The 20525-nt window shown below is 60.9% G+C and carries 22 protein-coding genes; 15 read left to right on the top strand and 7 right to left on the bottom strand.

Annotated elements, in window-relative coordinates; genetic code table 11:
- Positions 1–28: 28 nt before the first annotated feature.
- Entirely contained in the window at positions 29–850 is an 822-nt protein-coding gene (locus tag AB5Y72_RS00475; protein ID WP_368198413.1) for a HAMP domain-containing protein, read from the top strand.
- A 122-nt stretch (positions 851–972) separates the two neighbouring features.
- Here AB5Y72_RS00475 and AB5Y72_RS00470 read toward each other — a convergent pair whose 3' ends face one another.
- Positions 973–1275, bottom strand: a complete 303-nt coding sequence (locus tag AB5Y72_RS00470; RefSeq protein WP_325782560.1) for a hypothetical protein — start codon at positions 1273–1275, stop codon at positions 973–975.
- A gap of 240 nt (positions 1276–1515) precedes the next feature.
- Here AB5Y72_RS00470 and asnS point away from each other — a divergent pair, with 240 nt between their 5' ends.
- The 5 genes from asnS to AB5Y72_RS00445 all read left to right on the top strand — a co-directional run bounded on the left by asnS (position 1516) and on the right by AB5Y72_RS00445 (position 6977).
- Positions 1516–2916, top strand: a complete 1401-nt coding sequence (asnS, locus tag AB5Y72_RS00465; RefSeq protein ID WP_042077266.1) for an asparagine--tRNA ligase — start codon at positions 1516–1518, stop codon at positions 2914–2916.
- Positions 2917–3212: 296 nt separating this feature from the next.
- The gene (locus AB5Y72_RS00460) at positions 3213–4556 is read left to right on the top strand and encodes an anaerobic C4-dicarboxylate transporter (protein WP_143237313.1); all 1344 of its coding nucleotides are present in this window, start codon (positions 3213–3215) and stop codon (positions 4554–4556) included.
- Positions 4557–4682: 126 nt separating this feature from the next.
- The gene (locus AB5Y72_RS00455; protein WP_325782506.1) at positions 4683–5333 is read left to right on the top strand and encodes a hypothetical protein; all 651 of its coding nucleotides are present in this window, start codon (positions 4683–4685) and stop codon (positions 5331–5333) included.
- A 345-nt stretch (positions 5334–5678) separates the two neighbouring features.
- Positions 5679–5993: a hypothetical protein gene (locus AB5Y72_RS00450; RefSeq protein WP_325782507.1), complete on the top strand. Its 315-nt coding sequence runs from the start codon at positions 5679–5681 to the stop codon at positions 5991–5993.
- A 435-nt stretch (positions 5994–6428) separates the two neighbouring features.
- Positions 6429–6977: a hypothetical protein gene (locus tag AB5Y72_RS00445; RefSeq protein ID WP_200164669.1), complete on the top strand. Its 549-nt coding sequence runs from the start codon at positions 6429–6431 to the stop codon at positions 6975–6977.
- Positions 6978–7076: 99 nt separating this feature from the next.
- Here the strand turns inward: AB5Y72_RS00445 and AB5Y72_RS00440 are convergent, their stop codons facing one another.
- The 5 genes from AB5Y72_RS00440 to AB5Y72_RS00420 all read right to left on the bottom strand — a co-directional run bounded on the left by AB5Y72_RS00440 (position 7077) and on the right by AB5Y72_RS00420 (position 11223).
- Positions 7077–7349 carry a hypothetical protein gene (locus AB5Y72_RS00440; RefSeq protein WP_200164668.1) on the bottom strand — a complete coding sequence of 91 codons (273 nt, stop codon included), beginning with the start codon at positions 7347–7349 and terminating at the stop codon, positions 7077–7079.
- A gap of 28 nt (positions 7350–7377) precedes the next feature.
- On the bottom strand, positions 7378–7923 hold the full coding sequence (locus AB5Y72_RS00435; protein ID WP_368198412.1) for a recombinase family protein: 546 nt from the start codon (positions 7921–7923) through the stop codon (positions 7378–7380).
- A gap of 112 nt (positions 7924–8035) precedes the next feature.
- Complete coding sequence (locus tag AB5Y72_RS00430) at positions 8036–8170, bottom strand: hypothetical protein (RefSeq protein WP_368198411.1); 135 nt, start codon at positions 8168–8170, stop codon at positions 8036–8038.
- Between the two features lie 399 nt (positions 8171–8569).
- Positions 8570–9490: a hypothetical protein gene (locus AB5Y72_RS00425; protein WP_368198410.1), complete on the bottom strand. Its 921-nt coding sequence runs from the start codon at positions 9488–9490 to the stop codon at positions 8570–8572.
- 26 nt (positions 9491–9516) lie between these two features.
- Positions 9517–11223 (bottom strand): recombinase family protein, encoded by a 1707-nt coding sequence (locus AB5Y72_RS00420; RefSeq protein WP_368198409.1) that lies wholly within the window; start codon positions 11221–11223, stop codon positions 9517–9519.
- Between the two features lie 242 nt (positions 11224–11465).
- Between AB5Y72_RS00420 and AB5Y72_RS00415 the strand changes: the two genes are divergently transcribed.
- The 6 genes from AB5Y72_RS00415 (at position 11466) to AB5Y72_RS00390 (ending at position 17006) form a co-directional block, all read left to right on the top strand.
- Positions 11466–11840, top strand: a complete 375-nt coding sequence (locus AB5Y72_RS00415; RefSeq protein WP_368198408.1) for an ArsC family reductase — start codon at positions 11466–11468, stop codon at positions 11838–11840.
- A 9-nt stretch (positions 11841–11849) separates the two neighbouring features.
- Complete coding sequence (gene dapE, locus AB5Y72_RS00410) at positions 11850–12977, top strand: succinyl-diaminopimelate desuccinylase (RefSeq protein ID WP_325782508.1); 1128 nt, start codon at positions 11850–11852, stop codon at positions 12975–12977.
- 49 nt (positions 12978–13026) lie between these two features.
- A complete protein-coding gene (locus tag AB5Y72_RS00405; RefSeq protein WP_325782509.1) occupies positions 13027–13713 on the top strand; it encodes a M15 family metallopeptidase in 687 nt (228 codons plus the stop codon).
- Positions 13713–13859, top strand: a complete 147-nt coding sequence (locus tag AB5Y72_RS00400) for a hypothetical protein (protein WP_084202797.1) — start codon at positions 13713–13715, stop codon at positions 13857–13859. Before AB5Y72_RS00405 ends, AB5Y72_RS00400 begins: the two co-directional genes overlap by 1 nt.
- A 270-nt stretch (positions 13860–14129) precedes the next feature.
- Entirely contained in the window at positions 14130–15857 is a 1728-nt protein-coding gene (locus AB5Y72_RS00395) for a potassium/proton antiporter (RefSeq protein WP_042076910.1), read from the top strand.
- A gap of 45 nt (positions 15858–15902) precedes the next feature.
- Positions 15903–17006: a beta-N-acetylglucosaminidase domain-containing protein gene (locus tag AB5Y72_RS00390; RefSeq protein ID WP_042076908.1), complete on the top strand. Its 1104-nt coding sequence runs from the start codon at positions 15903–15905 to the stop codon at positions 17004–17006.
- Between the two features lie 74 nt (positions 17007–17080).
- On the opposite strand, the gene AB5Y72_RS00385 is transcribed toward AB5Y72_RS00390, so the two are convergent.
- The gene (locus AB5Y72_RS00385; RefSeq protein WP_318162885.1) at positions 17081–17713 is read right to left on the bottom strand and encodes a LysE family translocator; all 633 of its coding nucleotides are present in this window, start codon (positions 17711–17713) and stop codon (positions 17081–17083) included.
- Between the two features lie 163 nt (positions 17714–17876).
- Between AB5Y72_RS00385 and AB5Y72_RS00380 the strand changes: the two genes are divergently transcribed.
- From AB5Y72_RS00380 to AB5Y72_RS00370, 3 genes are all read left to right on the top strand, one after another.
- Positions 17877–19499, top strand: coding sequence for a methyl-accepting chemotaxis protein (locus AB5Y72_RS00380; protein ID WP_209793499.1), 1623 nt, complete (start codon positions 17877–17879; stop codon positions 19497–19499).
- A gap of 158 nt (positions 19500–19657) precedes the next feature.
- Positions 19658–20188 carry a DUF1523 family protein gene (locus AB5Y72_RS00375; RefSeq protein ID WP_042076902.1) on the top strand — a complete coding sequence of 177 codons (531 nt, stop codon included), beginning with the start codon at positions 19658–19660 and terminating at the stop codon, positions 20186–20188.
- Entirely contained in the window at positions 20185–20481 is a 297-nt protein-coding gene (locus AB5Y72_RS00370; RefSeq protein ID WP_042076901.1) for a helix-turn-helix domain-containing protein, read from the top strand. Before AB5Y72_RS00375 ends, AB5Y72_RS00370 begins: the two co-directional genes overlap by 4 nt.
- Positions 20482–20525: the final 44 nt, after the last annotated feature.

The following is a 20525-nucleotide window of genomic DNA, read 5'->3' as shown; positions in this document are numbered from 1 at the left end:
GGTTTTACCCAACAGATGTACCAGTCCCATGCGCCTCTCCATTGCTGCCAAGATCAATTTCTTCCTACTCTTCATCTTCTCCATGGTATTGGTGTTTTCCGCAGCCTATCAGGCGGTGCGCGAGCGGGATCTCATCCTGACCCTCATCAAGGAGCAGAGCCGCGAGCAGACCGAGGCCTACTTCGACGGTCTCAACATGCTGATGCTGACCGGCAAGATGGACGCCCGCGACACCCTGCACGCCAAGTTTCTCGATCACGCCCACGTGGAGGATGCCCGCATCGTGCGCGGGGCGGCGGTCAACAAACAGTTCGGGCCGGGCCGTGACGTGGAGGCCCCGAAAGACAGATTTGACGCCCTGGCCCTGGCGGGCAAGGGCTGCCTGGAGGTGGAGCATGACGGCATGCACAGCCGGCTGGTGGTGACCCGCCCGTTGCTGGCGCAGAAGGATTTTCGCGGCACCGACTGCACCAGTTGCCACCAGGTGCCGGAGAATACCGTGCTGGGGGCGGTGCGCTTTGACTACTCCCTCGACTCCCTGTTCACCCGGGTCGAGCAGAACATCCTCACCTCGGCGCTCAGCCTCACCCTCATCTTCGGGCTGGGGCTGCTGCTCACCCTCTGGGTCATCCGCACCTGGATAGTTCGCCCCCTCAACCAGCTGACCCGCTCCATGGAGGAGGCTACCGATCGCAACGACTTCGGCCATCGGCTGGAGGGGGATGAAGGGGACGAGATTGGCCGGGTGGCACTCGCCTACAACCAGATGCTCGACAGCGTGGAGCGCCAGCTCGGCAAGCGCTCGGTCGCCCCGCCGCAGGACGAGCCGTCAGACTATCACCCCAGGTAGTAGAACAGCAGGCTGGCGGCCAGGATCAGCAGCAGGATCAAGAGATTGATGTGCAGCGCATCCTCTTGCAGTAGGCTGCGCCTGCGCTCCAGCGCCCCGGCGCAGAACGAGCCGTCAGACTATCACCCCAGGTAGTAGAACAGCAGGCTGGCCACCAGGATCAGCAGCAGGATAAAGAGGTTGGCGTGCAGGGCATCCTCCTGCCGGCGGCTGCGGCCGCGCTCCAGCACCAGGACCACCAGGGTCATCAGGCAGCAGGCCCAGAGCCCGCGCTCCAGCCAGGGAGTGAGGGCGGGATCCCAGCTTTGGCGCACCCTGACCCCGCCATAGACCAGAAAACCATAGACGGTCTGCGGCCTGGCGAAGTGATAGAGGGAGAGCAGGGCGATGAAACCGCCCCAGCAGAGGATCACCAGCCCCCTCAGTAGCCGTACCCGGCCATCCGGCCCCCGCCTGCGCTCCTTCACCCTCACCCCCGTCCAACCGTCAGGATCCATGCAGGATGCATGGGGAAATCCCCGCAAGGGTCCGACATTTTTGCTTGTTTATCAAACCCGCGCGGGTAAGATGAACGGCTTAGTCTGCCATGGTGGGCCAACTGTGCCCGGGCCAGACCCCTAGTGTTGCAAATAGCGCTGCAAGAACAAGCTGGAGACAATATTTCGATGACGCACGCATCCGTAGTAGATGTGCTGGCCGGTAAGTATTCGGTCGGCACCACCCAGACAGTGAAAGGGTGGATCCGGACCCGCCGCGATTCCAAGGCGGGGATCTCATTCTTGGCCATCTCCGATGGCTCCTGCTTCCATCCGGTGCAGGCAGTCGTCCCCAATTCCCTGGCCAATTACGAGAATGAAGTGCTGCGTCTGACCACAGCCTGCTCGGTGGAAGTGACCGGTCTGGTGGTCGAATCCCAGGGCAGCGGCCAGGCGTTCGAGCTGCAGGCCACCGAGGTCAAGGTGGTGGGCTGGGTCGAGGATCCGGACACCTACCCCATGTCCGCCAAGCGCCACAGCATCGAATACCTGCGCGAGCAGGGCCACCTGCGTGCCCGTACCAACATCGTCGGCGCCGTGACCCGGGTGCGCAACTGCCTCTCCCAGGCCATTCACCGCTTCTTCCACGAACAGGGCTACCTCTGGATCGCCGCGCCCCTCATCACCGCCTCCGACACCGAAGGGGCCGGCGAGATGTTCCGCGTCTCCACCCTGGATCTGGAAAACCTGCCGCGCACCCCCGAAGGCAAGGTGGACTACGACAAGGACTTCTTCGGCAAGGAGACCTTCCTGACCGTCTCCGGCCAGCTCAACGTCGAGACCTATGCCTGCGCCCTGTCCAAGGTCTACACCTTCGGGCCCACCTTCCGCGCCGAAAACTCCAACACCAGCCGCCACCTGGCCGAGTTCTGGATGGTGGAACCGGAAGTGGCCTTCGCCAACCTGGAAGACAACGCCGCCCTGGCCGAAGCCATGCTGAAGTACGTCTTCAACGCCGTGCTGGCGGAGCGCCGCGACGATCTGGAATTCTTCGCCCAGCACGTGGACAAGGACGCCATCGGCCGTCTGGAGCGCTTCGTCGCCTCCGACTTCGCCCAGATTGACTACACCGACGCCATCGAAGTGCTGAAGAACTGCGGCAAGAGCTTCGAGTTCCCGGTCTCCTGGGGTATCGACCTCTCCTCCGAGCACGAGCGCTACCTGGCCGAGGAGCACTTCAAGTCCCCCGTGGTGGTGAAGAACTACCCGAAGGACATCAAGGCCTTCTACATGCGCCTCAACGACGACGGCAAGACCGTCGCCGCCATGGACGTGCTGGCCCCGGGGATCGGCGAGATCATCGGCGGCTCCCAGCGCGAGGAGCGTCTCGAGGTGCTGGATGCCCGTCTGGCCGAGATGGGCCTGAACAAGGAAGACTACTGGTGGTACCGCGACCTGCGCCGCTACGGCACAGTGCCGCACTCCGGCTTCGGCCTGGGCTTCGAGCGTCTGGTGGTCTACGTGACCGGCATGGGCAACGTGCGCGACGTCATCCCCTTCCCCCGTACCCCCCGCACCGCCGAGTTCTAAGGCGACCGCCTGCTCGCACAGTGCAAGAGCCGACCTCTGGGTCGGCTTTTTTATGCCTGTCGTTTCCCCCTTGTCTCCCTCCTTCCCACGACCCAGGCCCGGTTTTGACTTTGGTAAAGCGGGTTGGCCGTAGTTTTTATGCACTTAAATCGGAAAAAAGCAGGTTGTTGAAGCAACGCAAATTTTTACCCCTTTAGGGGTGACAGAATATCCATAACCCTTCAGGGGTAATTAATGACAGCGGATCCCGGGCAGCTGGCCGATGGGGACATGGATAAAACACACGAGGTAATGGAATGATCTTGATGGAATTTTTGGTGGTACTCGGCTGCTTGCTGCTGGGTACCCGCTTTGGGGGCATGGGGCTTGGTCTCATCAGCGGCATCGGCCTCTTCCTGCTGACCTTCGTCTTCGGCCTGGTGCCGGGCGAGCCGCCGGTGCAGGTGATGCTGACCATACTCGCGGTGATCGGCTGCGCCGCCACCCTGCAGACTGCCGGCGGCCTCAACCTGATGATGCAGGTGGCCGAACGCCTGCTGCGCCGCCACCCCCAGTACATCACCCTGCTGGCGCCGCTCACCACCTGGACCCTCACCTTCCTGTGCGGCACCGGCCACGTGGTCTACACCATGTTCCCCATCATCGCCGACATCGCGCTGCAGAAGAACATCCGCCCGGAACGCCCCATGGCGGTGGCATCCGTCGCCTCCCAGATGGCCATCTGCGCCTCGCCGGTCTCGGTGGCCGTGGTCTCCATGGTCTCCATCCTGGCGGCGGCCCACGGCGTGGGTCAGGCCTATGGCCTGCTCGACATCCTGATGATCGCCATCCCCTCTTCCCTCACCGGTGTCATGGTGGCGGCCCTCTGGAGCCTGCGCCGCGGCAAGGATCTGGACAAGGACGAGGAGTTCCAGGCCAAACTCAAGGACCCCGCCCAGCGCGACTTCATCTACGGCGGCGGCGAGACCCTGCTCAATACCAAGTTCCCGAAAGAGGCCTATTGGTCCACCTGGATCTTCTTTGCCGCCATCGCCGCCGTGGTGCTGCTGGGTGCCGACGAGGCGCTGCGCCCCGTCTTCACCATCAAGGACAAGACGGGCCCCCTCTCCATGAACCTGGTGATCCAGATGATGATGCTGATCGCCGGTGCCATCATACTGATGCGCTGCAAGGTCAAGCCGGGGGAGATCGCCAACGGCGCCGTCTTCAAGGCGGGCATGGTCGCCATCTTCTCCGTGTTCGGGGTTGCCTGGATGAGCGAGACCTTCTTCCAGGCCCACATGCCGCTGCTCAAGGAGTCCCTCTCCCACGTGGTGCAGGCCCAGCCCTGGACCTACGCCCTGGTGCTCTTCCTCATCTCCAAGCTGGTGAACAGCCAGGCGGCGGCGCTCACCGCCATCGCCCCCATGGGGCTGGCGCTGGGGGTGGAGCCCAAGCTGCTTATCGCCTTCCTGCCGGCGAGCTACGGCTACTTCGTGCTGCCGACCTACCCGAGCGATCTCGCCTGCATCGGCTTCGACCGCTCCGGCACCACCCGCATCGGCAAGTTCATCATCAACCACAGCTTCATCCTGCCCGGCCTCATCGGGGTAGTGACCTCCTGTACCCTGGGCTTCATCCTGACCAGCATACTGCTGTGACAGGCCCCCAGTTCGAACGGCTCCCGCACGGGGGCCGTTTTTTTATCCCCCGCCACCGGCCCGCGCTTTGCCAACCGCCCGTACTCTGGGTAGCATGAGCCCTCTTTTTCTTTGCGGAATCTCCCCATGTCTCGCGTCATCCTGCTCTGGAGCGGCGGCAAGGATGCCATGCAGGCCCTCTGCCATGCCCGCGAAGCGGGTCATCAGGTGGTGGCCCTGGTCACCTTTGCTCCACCCGAACCCCGTTTCCTCGCCCATCCCCTGCCGCTGGTGCGCCGTCAGGCGGCGGCCCTCGGCCTGCCTCACCAGCTTGTCACCATAGAGGCACCGTTCGAGCTGGGTTATGAGCGGGCGCTGATACGGCTCAAGGAGCAGTGGCACCTCGATGGGGTGGTCACCGGCGATATCGACAGCGTGGGCGGTGCGCCGAACTGGATCCGCGAGCGCTGCCGCCCCCTTGGGATCAAAGTCCACACCCCGCTCTGGCAGCAAACCCGCGAGGCGCTGCTGGCGGACCTGCTGGCACGCGGCATCGTCGCCCACCTCTCCTGCGTCGATACCCGGGTGCTGGCCCCCGACTGGGTCGGACGCAGGCTCGATGCCGCCACCCTGGCCGAGTTGCAGCGGCTCGCCAACGCCCAAGGATTCGATGCCTGCGGCGAGCAGGGGGAGTACCACACCATGGTGACCGACGGCCCGGGCTTTGCGGCGCCCGTGCACCTCGGCCCCTGGCGGGTCGCCCGTCAGGATCACCTGGCCTATCTGGCGCAGGAATAGCCCTGACAGGACGCGGGCCACCGTCACCACGCCCGGACAAGGTGGAGCTGGCTCATACCGACCCGCACCGCCTGCGGGTCGCCGAACGTGGCCCTCCCGTGGGGATAGCTCCGGTCTTCTTTGACCGCCCACCATAAAAGTTACCAAACCGCACATTAATGGATGTAAATTCCATAAATAAACAAAACAACGATATTTAACGCCAACCCGGAGGCGCTAGAATGTGCCCCAGGGTATCCCTGACCGACAACCTCCACTTTGTTTGCGTTGGATCAACATCCATCCGGGGTGAACTGGCCAAGATGCCCGTCGACACAGAGCGACCATTTCGCACCGGAGAGAGTTATGACAAACCAAGCCACCGCGGGCACCTCGGCCTGCGACTACAAGCTGTGGGACATCCTCGTCGAGTCTGCAAAGGAACGCACCACCATTCGTTACTCCAAACTGGCCAAGCAGGCCGGACTGGAGCAGTGCCAGGATGAACTGCGCACCCTGCTGCAACGCATTCGCATGTACTGCACCGAGAACAACCTCCCCATCCTCTCCGCCATCGTGATGGATGACGTGGGCAAGTACACCGGCCTATCCTCCAGCCTGCCGGATGCGCCCTGGGAGCGGGCCAGGGTCTTCGACCACGCGTGGACCACACTGCACTAATAGCCTTCTTCCCCCAAAACGCGCCCGTCGGCGCGTTTTGGCTATCTGCCTCCCGCCAATCCCCCACCAGCCTCACTGGTAAAACCAGCCCATCCGGCCATCAGCGTTGCCATGGCTGGGCCACAATGCCAGAATCGGGCCCTTGCACGATTTCACGTTTGGATTTCAGGGCCCCGGGCCCGCAGATATAGGATCTCCCATGGCCACCACCCTCTATGGCATCAAGAACTGCGAGCCGTTTTTAGTAGAAGAGCCACATGAGCGAAAGGAACATCACTCATGACCATCACGATGTACGGCATTCAACTTGCGGGTAGTTTTTTAGAAGCGATGGCAGATAGCATTGTGAATTTCTATTTTTACCTTTGATAGAATTGATCATCACACCGTATTTCTGTAATACTGGCATGAAATTTCAGGGAAGAGTTGAAAACCATGAAAAGCAGTAATCCCATCAATGTGAAAGCAATTTATATCCTTCTCGTATTCATCATGAATATAGCTTACGCAAATCCTCAGGTGGATGTATTGGCGAAGCAGCTTGGTTTTAATAGCGAGGCACACTATCAACGCAATAAAGCCTATTGCTTAGACCTCTTTTCAAATGAAGTTACTTCAAAATCAAATACGAACTGTGGAACAAATATGCAGTGTTATCAATCTGATGCTGCCATGATGAATCAACGTTTTGCCTCTCTTATGCGTTCAAAAAACTGGAGCGATTTTGGCTGTGATATTATTATGCAAGTTGAGGCTGGTAGCAATACACGTTCCTCTGGCGACTATTACGAAATAGAAGTAGCCTATAATGATGAGTTTTTCGTTATAAATAGCGAAAAATTTAAAGCCCAAACGTACTGTCTCGGATGGGAGGAAGGTGATCAGGTTAAGTTTCTTGATGGTAGCCCTGATGGTATTTGTACAAGTGCAGAACTCCTTAACATAGACCGCAACAATGACACTTGTGACGTATGGTGTGAGTAAGTATTAGCCCACACATGTGGGCCATAGTTAGAAGTCAAGCCACTCTTAGATATAAATGGATGACTAAGGTTGCTTTTTATTGAAACAACACCGCAACTCTTATTCACAACTAAACTGTAGGTTGACCGTACCACCTTCAAAATGGCCATAACCTTCACTTTGCTCAAGCAATTTTAATTTTCTCCCTTCTTTTTGACAGTGGACAGTTGCTTCTTCCAATGCCATTTTTCGTGCACCAGCTCGGCCACCTAATTCCCATGTAGCACGAGTTGATATTTCATACTTATTTTCCCCTGTTCTAAAAACGCCAGAGCTATTTGAACAGGCCATCAATAATATAGGACTTAGGAGGATTAATATTTTAGTTTTCATTAAAATCTCACAATATTACATAATGGAGTCACCGTGCCAGAATAACCATTCTGTGAACACTTGATACACTAATCCCTAATTGTTTGGCAACGGATGCTTTGGTAGCACCTTCAGAGAGCAGACTAAGCACCTCATCCCGTTTCTCCATCGCCGTCGGCTTGCGGCCCTTGTAGATCCCCTTTGCCTTCGCCAGTGCGATCCCCTCTGCTTGCCGCTCCAGCATGATCTCCCGCTCGAATGTGGCGATGGCCCCGATCATGGTCAACATCAGCTTGCCAGTAGGGGTCGCCGTGTCGATGCCAAGATTCTGGATCTGCAAGGTTACACCTTTTGCATGTAGCTGGTCTGTGATCTCCAGCAGATGCCGGGTGTTCCGAGCCAGTCGATCCAGCTTGGTCACTTTCAGCACGTCCCCGGAGCGGGCAAATTCGAGCATTGCCTGTAGTTGCGGCCTATCCGTCTTGCTCCCGCTGATCTTCTCTTGAAAAACTTTTTCGCAGCCTGCCAGAGCGGTCAGTTGCTGCTCCAGCGATTGCCCTGTGGTTGAGACACGGGCGTATCCGATGATTGCCATGATGGCCTCCCAATAGGCTCAAGACCCTGCAAGAAAAACGTGTCAAAACTCATAATCCAACCCGTGTGATAGGGGTTGCCGGGGGGCTTCCGGTCTGTCACACGGGCATGGCCTATTGAACGTCCGGCTCCTTCGGCGGGCTGGGCGGTGTCTGCATCGAGTTGACGGCCTCCTTGATAAGGACGCCCAAGGCTGCCAGCAGTGCCGCCTCCAACGCTTTCAGTAACGGGTTTCCTTGCTCACTCATACGCCTTCTCCTTGTTGGATGGCTCCCGACAAGGGGCCAGATGTGATGTATTCCATGGGGTTCTCCTATGGTGTTGTTCTCATCTGGCTTATACCGGCGTAGGGTCTCAATATTGCCTGCTCGATTTCCTTATGCTGGCGGGGTTTGGAATAGTTTTTTTATGGCATCCAACGGGGCTGGATCGTTGCCATCTTCTTGATCTTGCTCCTCCGGGTGGCTGGTAGGTTCCCCCCTCGGTGCAGTAAATGAATAGTGAATAGGTGGTGTGTCCATAAGTGGATATATAAATGGGGGTGACACAGCACACACACCGCACACAACCGCCCGAAAAGCCCATGAACACGTTCCGATATGTGTGCGTGGGACTCAAGGTGACCACACACATCGACCCAAAATGTGTCAGCGGGTGGTCGGTTGGGGAACGGTCAGGCGGTGATAGGCCCGCTTCCCGCTGTGCCTTGGGGGACCCAACCGCCAGCCAAGCCGCTCCGCTATCCGCTTCAAATCCCGTCCGGGTTGGGCGGGATAACGCAGATACCCGGCAGGATCGCAGGTATAAGCACTCTGGGCAGACTCCCGCGTAATGTCGATATGCCGCCCCTCATTCGGCTCGGCCATCGCCCCCAGCAGCCCTTGCAGGTACTCCTCAAAGCTCAGGATACGTCCATGAGCCCGACAAGCGGTGGCCCATAGCTCTTGCTCCTCGTGGCGTATTCTGAGTGGTCTGAGGCCCGTTTGCCGCTCGATCTCTTCATCACGCAGCTGGTCTGCACGGTGGTTCACTGGTTCCTGATGATAGGCCTCGTCAAACTCCAGCAGATAAGCCTCCTGCCGGATCGGTTTGTCGAAATACTTCCCGTTCGGGTCGAACCACTGCATATTCACTCGGAAATCCACCCGGTAGGAGCCACAGGCAAACTGCGGGATCACCTCTGTTCGCAAACCCGGCTGTGTTTCTGCAAAGCCGACAAGCAACGGGGCCAGGTACTCCATGTAAAACGCAGCCTCATAGCGGCTCTGCCGTTCATCTCGTGGCAATGCTTGCCCGGTAAGCCTTTCGATTTCCGCTATCAGCTCCACGTTTAGGTGGCAGCTGGGGCCATAGGTTAATACCGCCAAGGCTTGCAGGGGCGACCACCAGCCCAACCCATTATCAGGTTCAGGTACTTCCGGCAGATCGAGCCCCTGAACCTGCCGAATATTGCCTATCGCCCGCCTGACATACTGGCTGTACCGCCCGTTGAAGCCGGGCATCCGCGAAAGCAGCTCCTTTGGATCGATAAGGCCTTGTGCAGGAGGCCCGATAAAAATCCCTTCCACGTCCAATGTTCCCCCCTACGGAACCTTTACTTCGACTCCTCCGAGCTAAAGTCCTCGAAATCATCGTCAAACTCGGATTCAGATTTGTTATGGATAGACTCGAACTCGTCGATCTCGGCCTTCACCCAGTCGGCATCTATGTAGGGAGCCTCGGCTGTTGTTCTGAGCAACTCTTCACCATATCTGTCTCGAATGCTACTCCCGGCCAGCTTGGGCTTAAACGCCTGCTCTAACATGAACTGGCCATCAAGATCCTTGAAGACAGCAGCCACTGAGTCGCCAGTACTGATAAAGCTGATTTCCTTAACAGCAGCCTTTAGTTGGCTGTTTAATCGTTGCCGCTGGTCTGTACTTTTCTTCAAGTTATCCGGCACAATCATCTTTCCGAGTGATTTCTCAGATAACTCTCGACCCATGATGTCATTCTCAAGCTGGCGGATTTCTCCCTCTAAGGCTTGGCAATTAGTCTTGCACTGCGTAAACAGCTCTCGGAAGACTGCATCGTCATCAAGCTCCAGCATGGATTGGGCCGCTTTATTTCTCTTCTTGACCTCCAGCTCTAGCTTTCTTTGCAAAATTGCCAACTCATCCTTCAGAGCAAGTGTTTTTTCCGTTGTAGCTCGCCTTTTCCCCATCACCTCAGATAACAGGCTGACTGCCTGCAATAGCTGAGGTTCAACCTTGTCATAGAGCATATTCGGCAGGTTGCACCCAGTAATATTCTGCTTGGGACAAACAAGATAATTGCGAGGGCTCCCTGCTCGGCCCTTGTTTTGGTAACGTAACGATTCACCACATTGACAGCGAAGCACACCGCTAAAAAGGTTGTTATAGGTGCCTTTACGATAGGAGCCGCTATGGTTGTTTCTCTTGCCGATAAGGTGCTGCACCTCGTCAAACAAGGAAGGGGACACTATCGTAGGGTAATACCCCAAAATCGGATCACCATCAGGCACCCGCTCACCGTTCTCGAAAATATGTGGCTGGAAGACACCAATCACCGCTTGGCTCTTGATTACCGCCTGAATACCTGCCGGGCGCCAGTCAGCCTCTTTGCCGAACGTCTTGTAGCCCTTTTCCAAGAACACCTTGGCGATCTGTTCGTAACCGCAACCCGCCTTCGCCATCTCGAACATCTCATTCACGATGGCGGTACGCTCTGGGATAGGAATTATCTGCTCCCCCTCCCTAGTTAGCCATGATGGCAGACGGGCATTTACCATCACTTTGTTGTTTTCTCTGGCCTCTCTGCGGCCATTTGACCATGCGGCACGACTTCGGCGGCTCTTCATCTCAGACTCATCGTTTGCACGTGCCATGTATACGATTGAGACTATCAACTTGGTGAAATCCACCTGACCTTTGCGGAATACCTGTTTATCGGAGAGCGTCACGATGACCACCCCCGCTCTAACAATGGCTAGGAATTGTTCCAGAGCCTCTTCTACTGCTTGCCTGCTCAGACGGTCTACTGACTCAACTAACAGGTAAGAACCCTGTTCAATCTCATCGCTTTTCACCGCCTCAATGAAGCGGCCCAAAGCTCCCTCAGCCATGTTAGCCCCACGAAACGCACTCGTCCCAAAGTCATCAATGGTCTTCTCGTCAAGCTGAAGATTGTTCTCGGCACAGTAATCTATGGCTTGCTGAAGCTGACGGCGATAACTGTCTCCCTGTGCCTGCTTTGGGGTACTGAACCGAATGTAGGAATACGCCTTCGGGGGACGACTCATGACAACTCCTATGCATTGGCCCACATCAAGGAACAGGTGAGCACGGCAGAAAACTAAGATGTGGTGAGCCTATCAGCAATGCGGCACTTTACACAATATGTAAATCAGGTTATTTTTACCGAAATAATCCACGCCCTGACAGAACATGCCATCTGTCAGATGACCAGCCCAAAGCGGTCTCGTTTCCCTACATGGTGATCGCCTGTATGCTACTGTCCATCAAATGGAACACGGTGAACCCCATGGAAAATAAGACCGAATGCAGGGTTGTGCTTTACGGCATTTCTCCCAAAAACTGCGACACCATCAAGAAGGCCCGCAAGTGGCTGGAGGAAGCGGGCATCGACTACCGCTTCCACGACCACCGCGCCGACGGCCTGGCTCCCGAGCAGCTCGATAGCTGGCTGGAGCGCCTCGGCTGGGAGGCCCTGCTCAACACCCGCGGCACCACCTTCCGCGCCCTGCCGGACGAAGCCAGACAGGATCTCGACACCGCCAAGGCGCGCGCCCTGCTGCTGGCCCACCCGGCCATGATCAAGCGCCCCTTGCTGGACAAGGACGGCGAACTGACCCTGGGCTTCAAGGCCGATCACTACCAATCCCTCTTCTCTCGTTAAGGAAAAACGATGTCGGATGTCATCGCACTGGCCAAGGATCTGATCCGCCGCCCCTCCGTTACCCCGCTGGATGAAGGGTGCCAGACCCTGATGGCGGAGCGCCTCGCACGCCTCGGTTTCGTCATCGAGCCCATGGTGTTCGAAGACACCACCAACCTCTGGGCCCGCCGCGGCAGCGAGGGGCCGCTGTTCTGCTTCGCCGGCCACACCGACGTGGTGCCCGCCGGCCCGCTGGAGAAGTGGCACACCCCGCCGTTCGAACCGACCATCCAGGAAGGCGTGCTGTACGGGCGCGGCGCCGCCGACATGAAGGGGTCCCTCGCCGCCATGGTGGTGGCCACCGAGCGCTTCGTGGCCGAGCATCCGGATCATTCGGGATCGATTGCCTTCCTCATCACCTCGGATGAGGAGGGGCCCTTCATCAACGGCACGGTGCGCGTCATCGACACCCTGGAGGCGCGCAACGAGAAGATCACCTGGTGCATCGTCGGCGAACCCTCCTCCACTGCCGTGGTGGGGGACGTGGTGAAGAACGGCCGCCGTGGCTCCATCACAGGGGATCTGGTGGTGCGCGGGGTGCAGGGCCACGTGGCCTATCCCCATCTGGCGGACAACCCCATTCACAAGGCGGCCCCGGCCCTGGCCGAGCTCGCCGCCACCGTCTGGGACGAGGGCAACGCCTACTTCCCCCCCACCAGCTTCCAGATCGCGAACATCCAGGGCGGCACCGGCGCCTCCAACGTCATCCCGGGGGAGCTGCATGTCCAGTTCAACTTCCGTTTCAGCACCGAGCTCACCGATAGTGCGATCCGCGAGCGGGTCGAAGCCCTGCTGGATCGTCACGGCCTCGACTACCAGATCAAGTGGACTCTCTCCGGCCAGCCCTTCCTGACCGACACCGGCGCCCTGCTGGAGGCCACAGTGGCCGCCGTGGCAGCGGTCAATGGTCAGCAGCCGGCCCTGCTCACCACGGGGGGAACGTCCGATGGACGCTTCATCGCTCCGACCGGGGCGGAAGTCATCGAGCTGGGCCCGGTCAACGCCACCATCCACAAGGTGAACGAGTGCGTGAAGGCGGACGATCTGGATCTCCTGGCCGACATGTACCAGGGAGTGCTGGCCCGGCTGCTGGCATGAACGCCTTTCACCGCCTGGCCGCACAGCCCAAGAGGGAGACCATGCAACCATGACCCAGGATCAACTGCTTGGACTGGATGAGAGCCACCTCATCCTGGTGGGGCGTGGCCCCCATCGCCTGACCGCCGCCACCGCGGCGGCCTTCAACGACATGCAGGTGGCCGCCGCTCACGCGGGGTTCAACCTGCAGGCCGCCTCCAGCTGGCGCAGCTTCGAGCGCCAGCTCGCCATCTGGAACGGCAAGTGGCGCGGGGAGCGCCCCCTGCTGGATGCGGACAACCAGCCCCTCGATGCGCTGCAGCTCGGCGATATGGAGCGGCTGCACGCCATCCTGCGCTGGAGCGCCCTGCCCGGCACCAGCCGCCACCACTGGGGCACGGATCTCGACATCTACGATCCGGACTGCCTGCCCGCAGGCACCAAGCTCGCGCTGGAGCCCTGGGAGTATGAGGCGGGCGGCTGGTTTGCCGACTTGAGCGAGTGGCTGGACGATCACATGAACGACTTCGGCTTCTTCCTGCCCTATGCCAGGGGGGAGCAACCGGGTCAGGGGGTGGCCTACGAACCCTGGCACCTGAGCTTCGCCCCCGAGTCCGACGAACTGGCCCTGGATCCGGCGGCGCTGGCGCTTTGCCTGCAAGGGGCGGATATTGAAGGCAAGGCGTGCATACTGGCCCATCTCGACGAGATCCTGGCCCGTTATGTCACCCTGGCACACCACGAAAGGAGGATCTGATGAGCTTGTGGTTATGGATAGGCCTGCCGCTGCTGTTTCTGCTCGGCCTGTTTCTCAATGCCATCAAGGACATGAAACAGCTCGAGAAGCAGTTGCCCAAGTACAGGGACAAGATCCGCGACGTCAAGGACGACGAGGACGACTGACCCCTTCGCAGGAGCCCGCTGGCGCTCCTGCATCCCGACACGGCCAGGGGCCGATAAAGGCCTCTCGTCACCCTGATTTTGCCCCTCAATCCCGCGCCGATTGCCTCCTTTTTATCCCCTCCCCCTCCCCGAACGCCCGATCGCGGCCGGCGCCTGAAAACGACGCTGAAAACGTAAAAAACTGCAAAACGATGCACAATTAAGCCACACAAGGGGGATCAAACTGCATATAATGTGCCTGTTTTGCCGACCGCTACGAGGAGTTCGCCATTGGATGCCACCACCATCAACAGTTTCTTCTTTATCGGTGCCCTGTTGGTGGGAGCCAGTGTCCTGTTGAGCGCACTCTCGTCCCGGGTCGGCATCCCCATCCTGGTCATCTTCCTCGCCGTCGGCATGCTGGCCGGTGAGGATGGCCCCGGCGGCATCCACTTCGCCGACTACTCGGTCGCCTACCTGGTGGGCAACCTGGCGCTCGCCATCATATTGCTCGATGGCGGCATGCGCACCCGGGTCTCCTCGTTTCGCGTGGCGCTCTGGCCCGCCCTGTCGCTGGCCACCGTCGGGGTGGCCATCACCACAGGCCTGACGGGTCTTGCCGCCGCCTGGCTGTTCGATCTCAACCTGCTGCAGGGGATGCTGATCGGCGCCATCGTCGGCTCCACCGACGCGGCGGCGGTCTTCTCACTGCTCGGCGGGCGCAGCCTCAACGAGCGGGTCAGCGCGACCCTGGAGATCGAATCGGGCAGCAACGATCCCATGGCGGTCTTCCTCACCGTCACCCTGATCGAGGTGCTGGCCACCGCCCAGCAGGGGCTGGACGCCGGCTTCCTGCTGCTGCAACTCATCAAGCAATTCGGCCTGGGCGCCGGCATCGGTCTCGCGGGGGGCTGGCTGCTGTGGAAACTCATCAACACGGCCCGCCTGGCCCCGGGCCTCTACCCCCTGCTCACGGTGAGCGGTGGCCTGCTCATCTTCGCCCTCACCACGGCGGTGGGGGGCAGCGGCATCCTCGCCATCTACCTTACCGGCCTGCTGCTCGGCAACCTCTCCCTGCGCAGCCGCAGCACCACCCTCTCCGTACTGGACGGTCTGACCTGGCTCAGCCAGATCGGCATGTTCCTGGTGCTGGGGCTGCTCGCTACCCCGAGCAACCTGCTGCCCATCGCCCTGCCGGCCCTGGCGCTGGCCACCTGGATGATCCTCTTTGCCCGCCCGGTGTCGGTGTGGATCGGCCTGCTGCCGTTCAAGAACTTCGCCCCCCGGGAGCGCTGGTTCATCTCCTGGGTGGGACTGCGCGGCGCCGTGCCCATCATCCTCGCGGTCTTCCCCATGATGGCGGGACTGCCGGGCGCCCAGCTCTACTTCAACGTCGCCTTCTTCGTGGTGCTGGTCTCCCTCATCCTGCAGGGCAGCTCGCTGCCGCTCGCCTCCCGCCTCGCGCGGGTCGAGGTGCCGGCCCCGCCCTCCCCCATCAACCGCTCGGGCCTGGAGATCGATCTCGACAGCCAGTGGGAGACCTTCGTCTATCGCCTGAGCGCCGAGAAGTGGTGCATCGGCTCCCCCCTGCGGGAGCTGCGCATGCCCCAGGGGACCCGCATCTGTGCCCTGTTCCGCGGCCAGGAGCTGCTGCACCCCTCGGGCAGTACCCGGCTGCAGTCCGACGACATCCTCTGCGTCATCGGCCACGAGCGCGATCTGCCCGCCCTCGGCCAGCTGTTCAGCCAGGCCCCCGAGCAGGATCTGGGCCCGCGCTTCTTCGGCGACTTCCTGCTGGAGGCCGCCGCCAGGCTGGTGGATCTGGCCCCCCTCTACGGGCTGGATGTGAGCGAGGTGGCGGATCAGACCCTCGGCGATTTTATTGCCCATCAGTTGGGCGATAATCTGGTTGTCGGTGACCACGTCGCCTGGCAGGGCCTGCTCTGGACCGTGGCGGAAATGGAAGAGGGCGAGCCCCGCAAGATAGGGGTGCGCTTCCTGGAAGAAGACCCCGTCTAGGCACCGGCCATAAGTTGCCATTACTCAGTGAGAAGGGAGTGACCCATGCCTTATCAAACCCTGTTGTCTGGTCTGTATCCTCCCTCGCCCAAGCTGGGCCTTATCGAGGGCTTCTTCGGCAAGGGCTGGAGCTGGGAGGCCCGCGCCCGCTATGCCCAGTGGCTGCCCCGCCACGGCTACGGCTTCTACCTCTACGCCCCCAAGGAAGACGGCTACCTGCGCAAGCACTGGGCCCAGCCCTGGCCCGCCAACCAGCTAGAGGCGCTGCGTCGCCTCGCCGGGCAGTGCCGGGACAACGGGCTCGCCTTCGGGGTGGGTCTGAGCCCCATGGGCGCCCATCACGACTATGAGCGCCAGCGCCCCGCCCTGCTGGAGAAGGTGCGGCTCATCGAGCAGGAGCTCAAGCCCGACATCCTGGCGATCCTGTTTGACGACATGAAGGGGGATACCCCGGATCTCGCCCACTGGCAGCTCACCATCACCCACGACATCGCGGCCCACACCGGTGCAGGCCGGCTGCTGTTCTGTCCCAGCTACTACTCGACGGATCCCGTGCTGGAGAAGGTGTTCGGCGCCATGCCCCCCCATTACCTCACCGACCTCGGCCAGGGGCTGGACAGGCGCATCGACATCTTCTGGACGGGCCCCAGGGTCTGCTCCACCGAATACCCGGCGGCGCACCTCAGGCAGGCGGCCGACTGGCTGCACCGCAAGCCGTTCCTGTGGGACAACTACCCGGTCAACGACGGCAGCAAGGCGAGCAGCTTCCTGCACCTGCGCGCCTTCGAGAACCGCCCGGCAGAGCTCGCGGATCTCACCGCCGGCCACGCGGTCAACCCCATGAAGCAGGCCGCCCTCTCGGTGCTGCCACTCGCCACCCTGCCCATGAGTTACCGGCTCGGCCGCCAGTACGATCCGGACAAGGCGCTGCACGCCTCCCTCAACGCCACCTGCGGGCCGCAGATCTCCGCCATGATCCAGGCCGACCTGCCGCTGTTCCAGGACATCGGCCTGGCCCAGCTCACGGCTGATCAGGTGAGCCATCTCAAGACCCGCTACCTGCCGTTCCAGGATCAGGCCTGCGTCGCCGAGATCCTGCGCTGGCTGGACGGCGAATACGTGTTCGATCCCGACTGCCTGACCGACTGACACCTCGCCAAACGCCCAATAAAAATGCCACCTCCCCTTCACCAGGGGAGGTGGCATTTTTCATTCCGAGAGCCTCAGCCGAAGGCGAGCCAGACGCCCACAAACAGCATGAGCGAGCCCGCGATCCGGTTCATCAGGGTGACGTTGCCGCTCCTGGCGAGGAAGTGGCGCAGGGTGCGGCCACCGCTCGCGTAGAGCAGCAGGCAGGAGAACTCGATGACCAGGATGAGCGTCACCAAGGCCCCTATCTGGGGTGCCATGGGCTTGGCCGCGCTGATGAAGGGGGGCAGCAGGGAGACCATGAAGGCCCAGCCCTTGGGATTGGCGATGGCGGTGACGAACCCCTGCAGCGCCAGCCCGAGCGGCCTGGTCTCCTGTTCCGCCGACAGGTCGGCCGGGATGGCCATCTTGCCCTTGGCCTGCCACATCTGGATGCCGAGCCAGACCAGATAGGCGCCCCCCACGTACTTGAACGCCGAGAAGAGGGCCGGATAGTTGAGCATGACCGCCGCCACCCCGACCACGGAGAGCACGGAGACCAGACCGACGCCGATGAGCTCGCCCCACATCATGTGCAGGGTACGGCGCACCCCCAGGCTCATGCCCAGGGTCATCGCCAGGGTCATGCACATGCCGGGGGTCACGGAGACAAAGAAGAACGTGGGAACAAAGAGCGCCAAGATGGCGGGATCAATCCAGTCGGACACACTACACCTCCAGGTAACAAGCAGACGATCATGCCCAGCACACTCTTTTAACACAAGAAAAACCTTTTCGTTCAGCCCGAATTCAGACTAAAAAACCCTGTGACAAGGATTGTCGCACCTGTGTAAGATGCGGCCTTGTTCCTCTTTCGGGTTAGGATCTTTCATGTCTTTGAACAATCTCTCCATTCGCCTTCAAGTGCTCATCCCTCTGCTGCTTGCCAGCCTGCTGATGCTGCTGATGGCCGTTGTCAGCAAGCAGGAGATAGACGGTGCGATCGGTGACATGAACGACACCACCGCCAGCGTCACCCGCCACAAGGACGACATCGCCGCCCTAATCCACGCCACCTACCGGCTGCGCACCAACGCCATCTACGGCCTCTACGATCAGGCGCGCTTCGCCCAGTTGCCGGCCCAGCTCTCCGCCGCCGAGCAGGAGATAGGCACCATACTGTCACGGCTGGTGATCCCGGGGGCCGAGCAGGACAACACCCAGGTGGCCGCAGCCCTGCAGGCCTACCTCGGCCACACCCGCAGCAACATGCTGCCGCTGCTGGCCGCCAAACATCAGGGCAGCGGCGAGCCCGCCGGCTATGAGCAAGCCAGGCTGCGCTTTCGCGATCTGGGGGAGCAGCTCATCAAGCAGATCGACACCCTGTCGGCCCACATCAGCCAGCTGAGCCAGCAGGAGATCGCCCTGGAGCAGGCCCACTACCACGCCACCCTGCTGCAGACCCTGCTGCTGATGGGAGCCACCCTGGTGGCGGCGCTCTGCGGCGGCTGGTGGCTCTCCGGGCGCATCGTCCAACCCATCGGCCAGCTGCAGGAGGTGATGCACGCCGTCGCCCTCGGCCGCTTCAACGTGCGCGCCAGGGCCGAGGGCGACAACGAGCTGGGCCAGCTCGCCAGGGATATCAACCAGACCCTGAGCCAGCTTGGCAACACCATTCAGACCCTGACCGGCATCAGCGGCAACGTGGCCTCCGCCGCCACCGAGCTGGCCGCCGTCATGACCCAGTCCGAGGCCAATGCCCAGCAGCAGCGCAGCGAGACCGAGCAGGTGGCCTCCGCCGTCACCGAGCTGGCCAGCACCGCCGACAACGTCAACCACAATGCCGCCCTGGCCGACGAGCTGGCGCGGGACGCCAACCGCCGGGTCGAGCAGGGGCTGGCGCTCTTTACCGAGAGCATCCAGGCCAACGGCCGCATGGCGGGCAGCCTGGAGCAGGCCGCCACCGTGGTGGCCAGACTCAAGTCCCAGTCCGAGCAGATCGGCAAGGTGATCGAGGTGATTCAGAGCATCTCGGAGCAGACCAACCTGCTGGCCCTCAACGCCGCCATCGAGGCCGCCCGCGCCGGCGAGACCGGTCGCGGCTTCGCCGTGGTGGCCGACGAGGTGCGTCTGCTGGCGGCCCGAACCCAGGACTCCACCAAGGAGATCCAGGTCATCATCGAGCAGTTGCAGAGCCAGTCCCTCTCCGCCAACAGCGGCGTGCAAGAGACCCTGGAGATCCTCGGCCACAACCAGCGCCTCTCCGCCGAGGTGCAGGATCTGCTGGGGGGCATCACCGAGGCGGTCAACCAGATCAATGGCGCCAACGCCCAGGTGGCGACCGCGGCGGAGGAGCAGTCCTGCGTCACCGCCGACATCAGCCGCAACCTCACCAACATCCACGAGATAGTGAACCAGAACGCCGCCGGCATCAGTCAGAGCGCCGCCGCCAGTCACGAACTGTCACAGCTCGCCGAACAGCAGCGCAGGCAGCTCGCCCAGTTCCAGCTGTAATACTCCCCTCTCGTTGACAGACTCCGGGCCCCGCCCCGGGGTCTGCCCCCTCACGTTTAAAACGGTTTTTTGCCTTTAAGGTGTCATTGGGGGCTGGGCTGCATCCGCAAATATGGGTATGGTAGAGGCACGTCACTCCCCCTCACCCAGAGAACACCATGAGCCTCAAGTTCAAGAAACCCGCTTTTGTCGCGCTCGGCCTCATCGCCCTGCTCTCCGCACTCTGGCTCGATTTCTATCTGCCGGAGCACACCATCGCCACCATCACAGGGGTCGAGGTGAAACGCACCGACAAGGACGGCCCCATCAGCCAGAAGAACCCGGCCGACGGCCCCACCGTGGATGTCTATTACATCTATACCGAGCGCCCCGGCGAGAAGATCCGGGTATTCCGCAACGAGGATACCCTCTGGGGCTGGCCCTTCTACTTCAAGTTCAACGCCGCCGACGTCCAGGCCAAGGCCAAGTCCATGGAGTTCGAGAAACGCCTGGCCATGATCACCTCCTACGGCTGGCGGGTGAACATGTTCTCCCTCTTCCCCAACGTCACCAAGATCGAGAGCGCCGAGCCCGATGCCTCCACCTGGAGCTTCTTCCGCTGGTTCTGGTTCGGCGTCTGGGCCCTGGTGATGGGCAAGGCCGCCATCGCCACCTGGCGCTACTTCGATCGCCTCGAGGACGAGATATGAGCGAGCCGAGCAAGACGCGCACCAGCTTCTACCGCCGGCTCTACGTGGCTCACCTCATCAGCCAGGGCACGGATACGGTGCCCGCCATCATGGCCGCCACCGGCATGCCGCGCCGCACCGCCCAGGACACGCTCAGCGCCCTGGCGGAGCTCGACATCTGCTGCGCCTTCGAGCAGACCGAGGGGGCCCGCCATCTCCAGGGTCACTATCGCATCAGCGACTGGGGGCCCATCAATCCTGACTGGATCAAGGCCCAGCTGCCCGTCATCAAGCAGACCCTGGGTTATCCCTGATTTCCAGGCCCCTGGTCTGCCTCCCATAGAAAGGGGCCAGCCTT

Source organism: Aeromonas sp. R7-4 (assembly GCF_040908055.1).
Classification (GTDB): domain Bacteria; phylum Pseudomonadota; class Gammaproteobacteria; order Enterobacterales; family Aeromonadaceae; genus Aeromonas; species Aeromonas sanarellii.
The sequence above is the reverse complement of the archived record's forward strand: the minus strand, read 5'-3'. Positions and strand labels throughout refer to the sequence as shown.

What these genes read in the sequence shown, in the direction of transcription:
- AB5Y72_RS00475 (WP_368198413.1), top strand. Translation starts at nt 29, where the DNA reads ATGCGCCTCTCCATTGCTGCCAAGATCAATTTCTTCCTACTCTTCATC.
- asnS (WP_042077266.1), top strand. Translation starts at nt 1,516, where the DNA reads ATGACGCACGCATCCGTAGTAGATGTGCTGGCCGGTAAGTATTCGGTC.
- AB5Y72_RS00460 (WP_143237313.1), top strand. Translation starts at nt 3,213, where the DNA reads ATGATCTTGATGGAATTTTTGGTGGTACTCGGCTGCTTGCTGCTGGGT.
- AB5Y72_RS00455 (WP_325782506.1), top strand. Translation starts at nt 4,683, where the DNA reads ATGTCTCGCGTCATCCTGCTCTGGAGCGGCGGCAAGGATGCCATGCAG.
- AB5Y72_RS00450 (WP_325782507.1), top strand. Translation starts at nt 5,679, where the DNA reads ATGACAAACCAAGCCACCGCGGGCACCTCGGCCTGCGACTACAAGCTG.
- AB5Y72_RS00445 (WP_200164669.1), top strand. Translation starts at nt 6,429, where the DNA reads ATGAAAAGCAGTAATCCCATCAATGTGAAAGCAATTTATATCCTTCTC.
- AB5Y72_RS00440 (WP_200164668.1), bottom strand. Translation starts at nt 7,349, where the DNA reads ATGAAAACTAAAATATTAATCCTCCTAAGTCCTATATTATTGATGGCC.
- AB5Y72_RS00435 (WP_368198412.1), bottom strand. Translation starts at nt 7,923, where the DNA reads ATGGCAATCATCGGATACGCCCGTGTCTCAACCACAGGGCAATCGCTG.
- AB5Y72_RS00430 (WP_368198411.1), bottom strand. Translation starts at nt 8,170, where the DNA reads ATGAGTGAGCAAGGAAACCCGTTACTGAAAGCGTTGGAGGCGGCACTG.
- AB5Y72_RS00420 (WP_368198409.1), bottom strand. Translation starts at nt 11,223, where the DNA reads ATGAGTCGTCCCCCGAAGGCGTATTCCTACATTCGGTTCAGTACCCCA.
- AB5Y72_RS00415 (WP_368198408.1), top strand. Translation starts at nt 11,466, where the DNA reads ATGGAAAATAAGACCGAATGCAGGGTTGTGCTTTACGGCATTTCTCCC.
- dapE (WP_325782508.1), top strand. Translation starts at nt 11,850, where the DNA reads ATGTCGGATGTCATCGCACTGGCCAAGGATCTGATCCGCCGCCCCTCC.
- AB5Y72_RS00405 (WP_325782509.1), top strand. Translation starts at nt 13,027, where the DNA reads ATGACCCAGGATCAACTGCTTGGACTGGATGAGAGCCACCTCATCCTG.
- AB5Y72_RS00400 (WP_084202797.1), top strand. Translation starts at nt 13,713, where the DNA reads ATGAGCTTGTGGTTATGGATAGGCCTGCCGCTGCTGTTTCTGCTCGGC.
- AB5Y72_RS00390 (WP_042076908.1), top strand. Translation starts at nt 15,903, where the DNA reads ATGCCTTATCAAACCCTGTTGTCTGGTCTGTATCCTCCCTCGCCCAAG.
- AB5Y72_RS00380 (WP_209793499.1), top strand. Translation starts at nt 17,877, where the DNA reads ATGTCTTTGAACAATCTCTCCATTCGCCTTCAAGTGCTCATCCCTCTG.
- AB5Y72_RS00375 (WP_042076902.1), top strand. Translation starts at nt 19,658, where the DNA reads ATGAGCCTCAAGTTCAAGAAACCCGCTTTTGTCGCGCTCGGCCTCATC.
- AB5Y72_RS00370 (WP_042076901.1), top strand. Translation starts at nt 20,185, where the DNA reads ATGAGCGAGCCGAGCAAGACGCGCACCAGCTTCTACCGCCGGCTCTAC.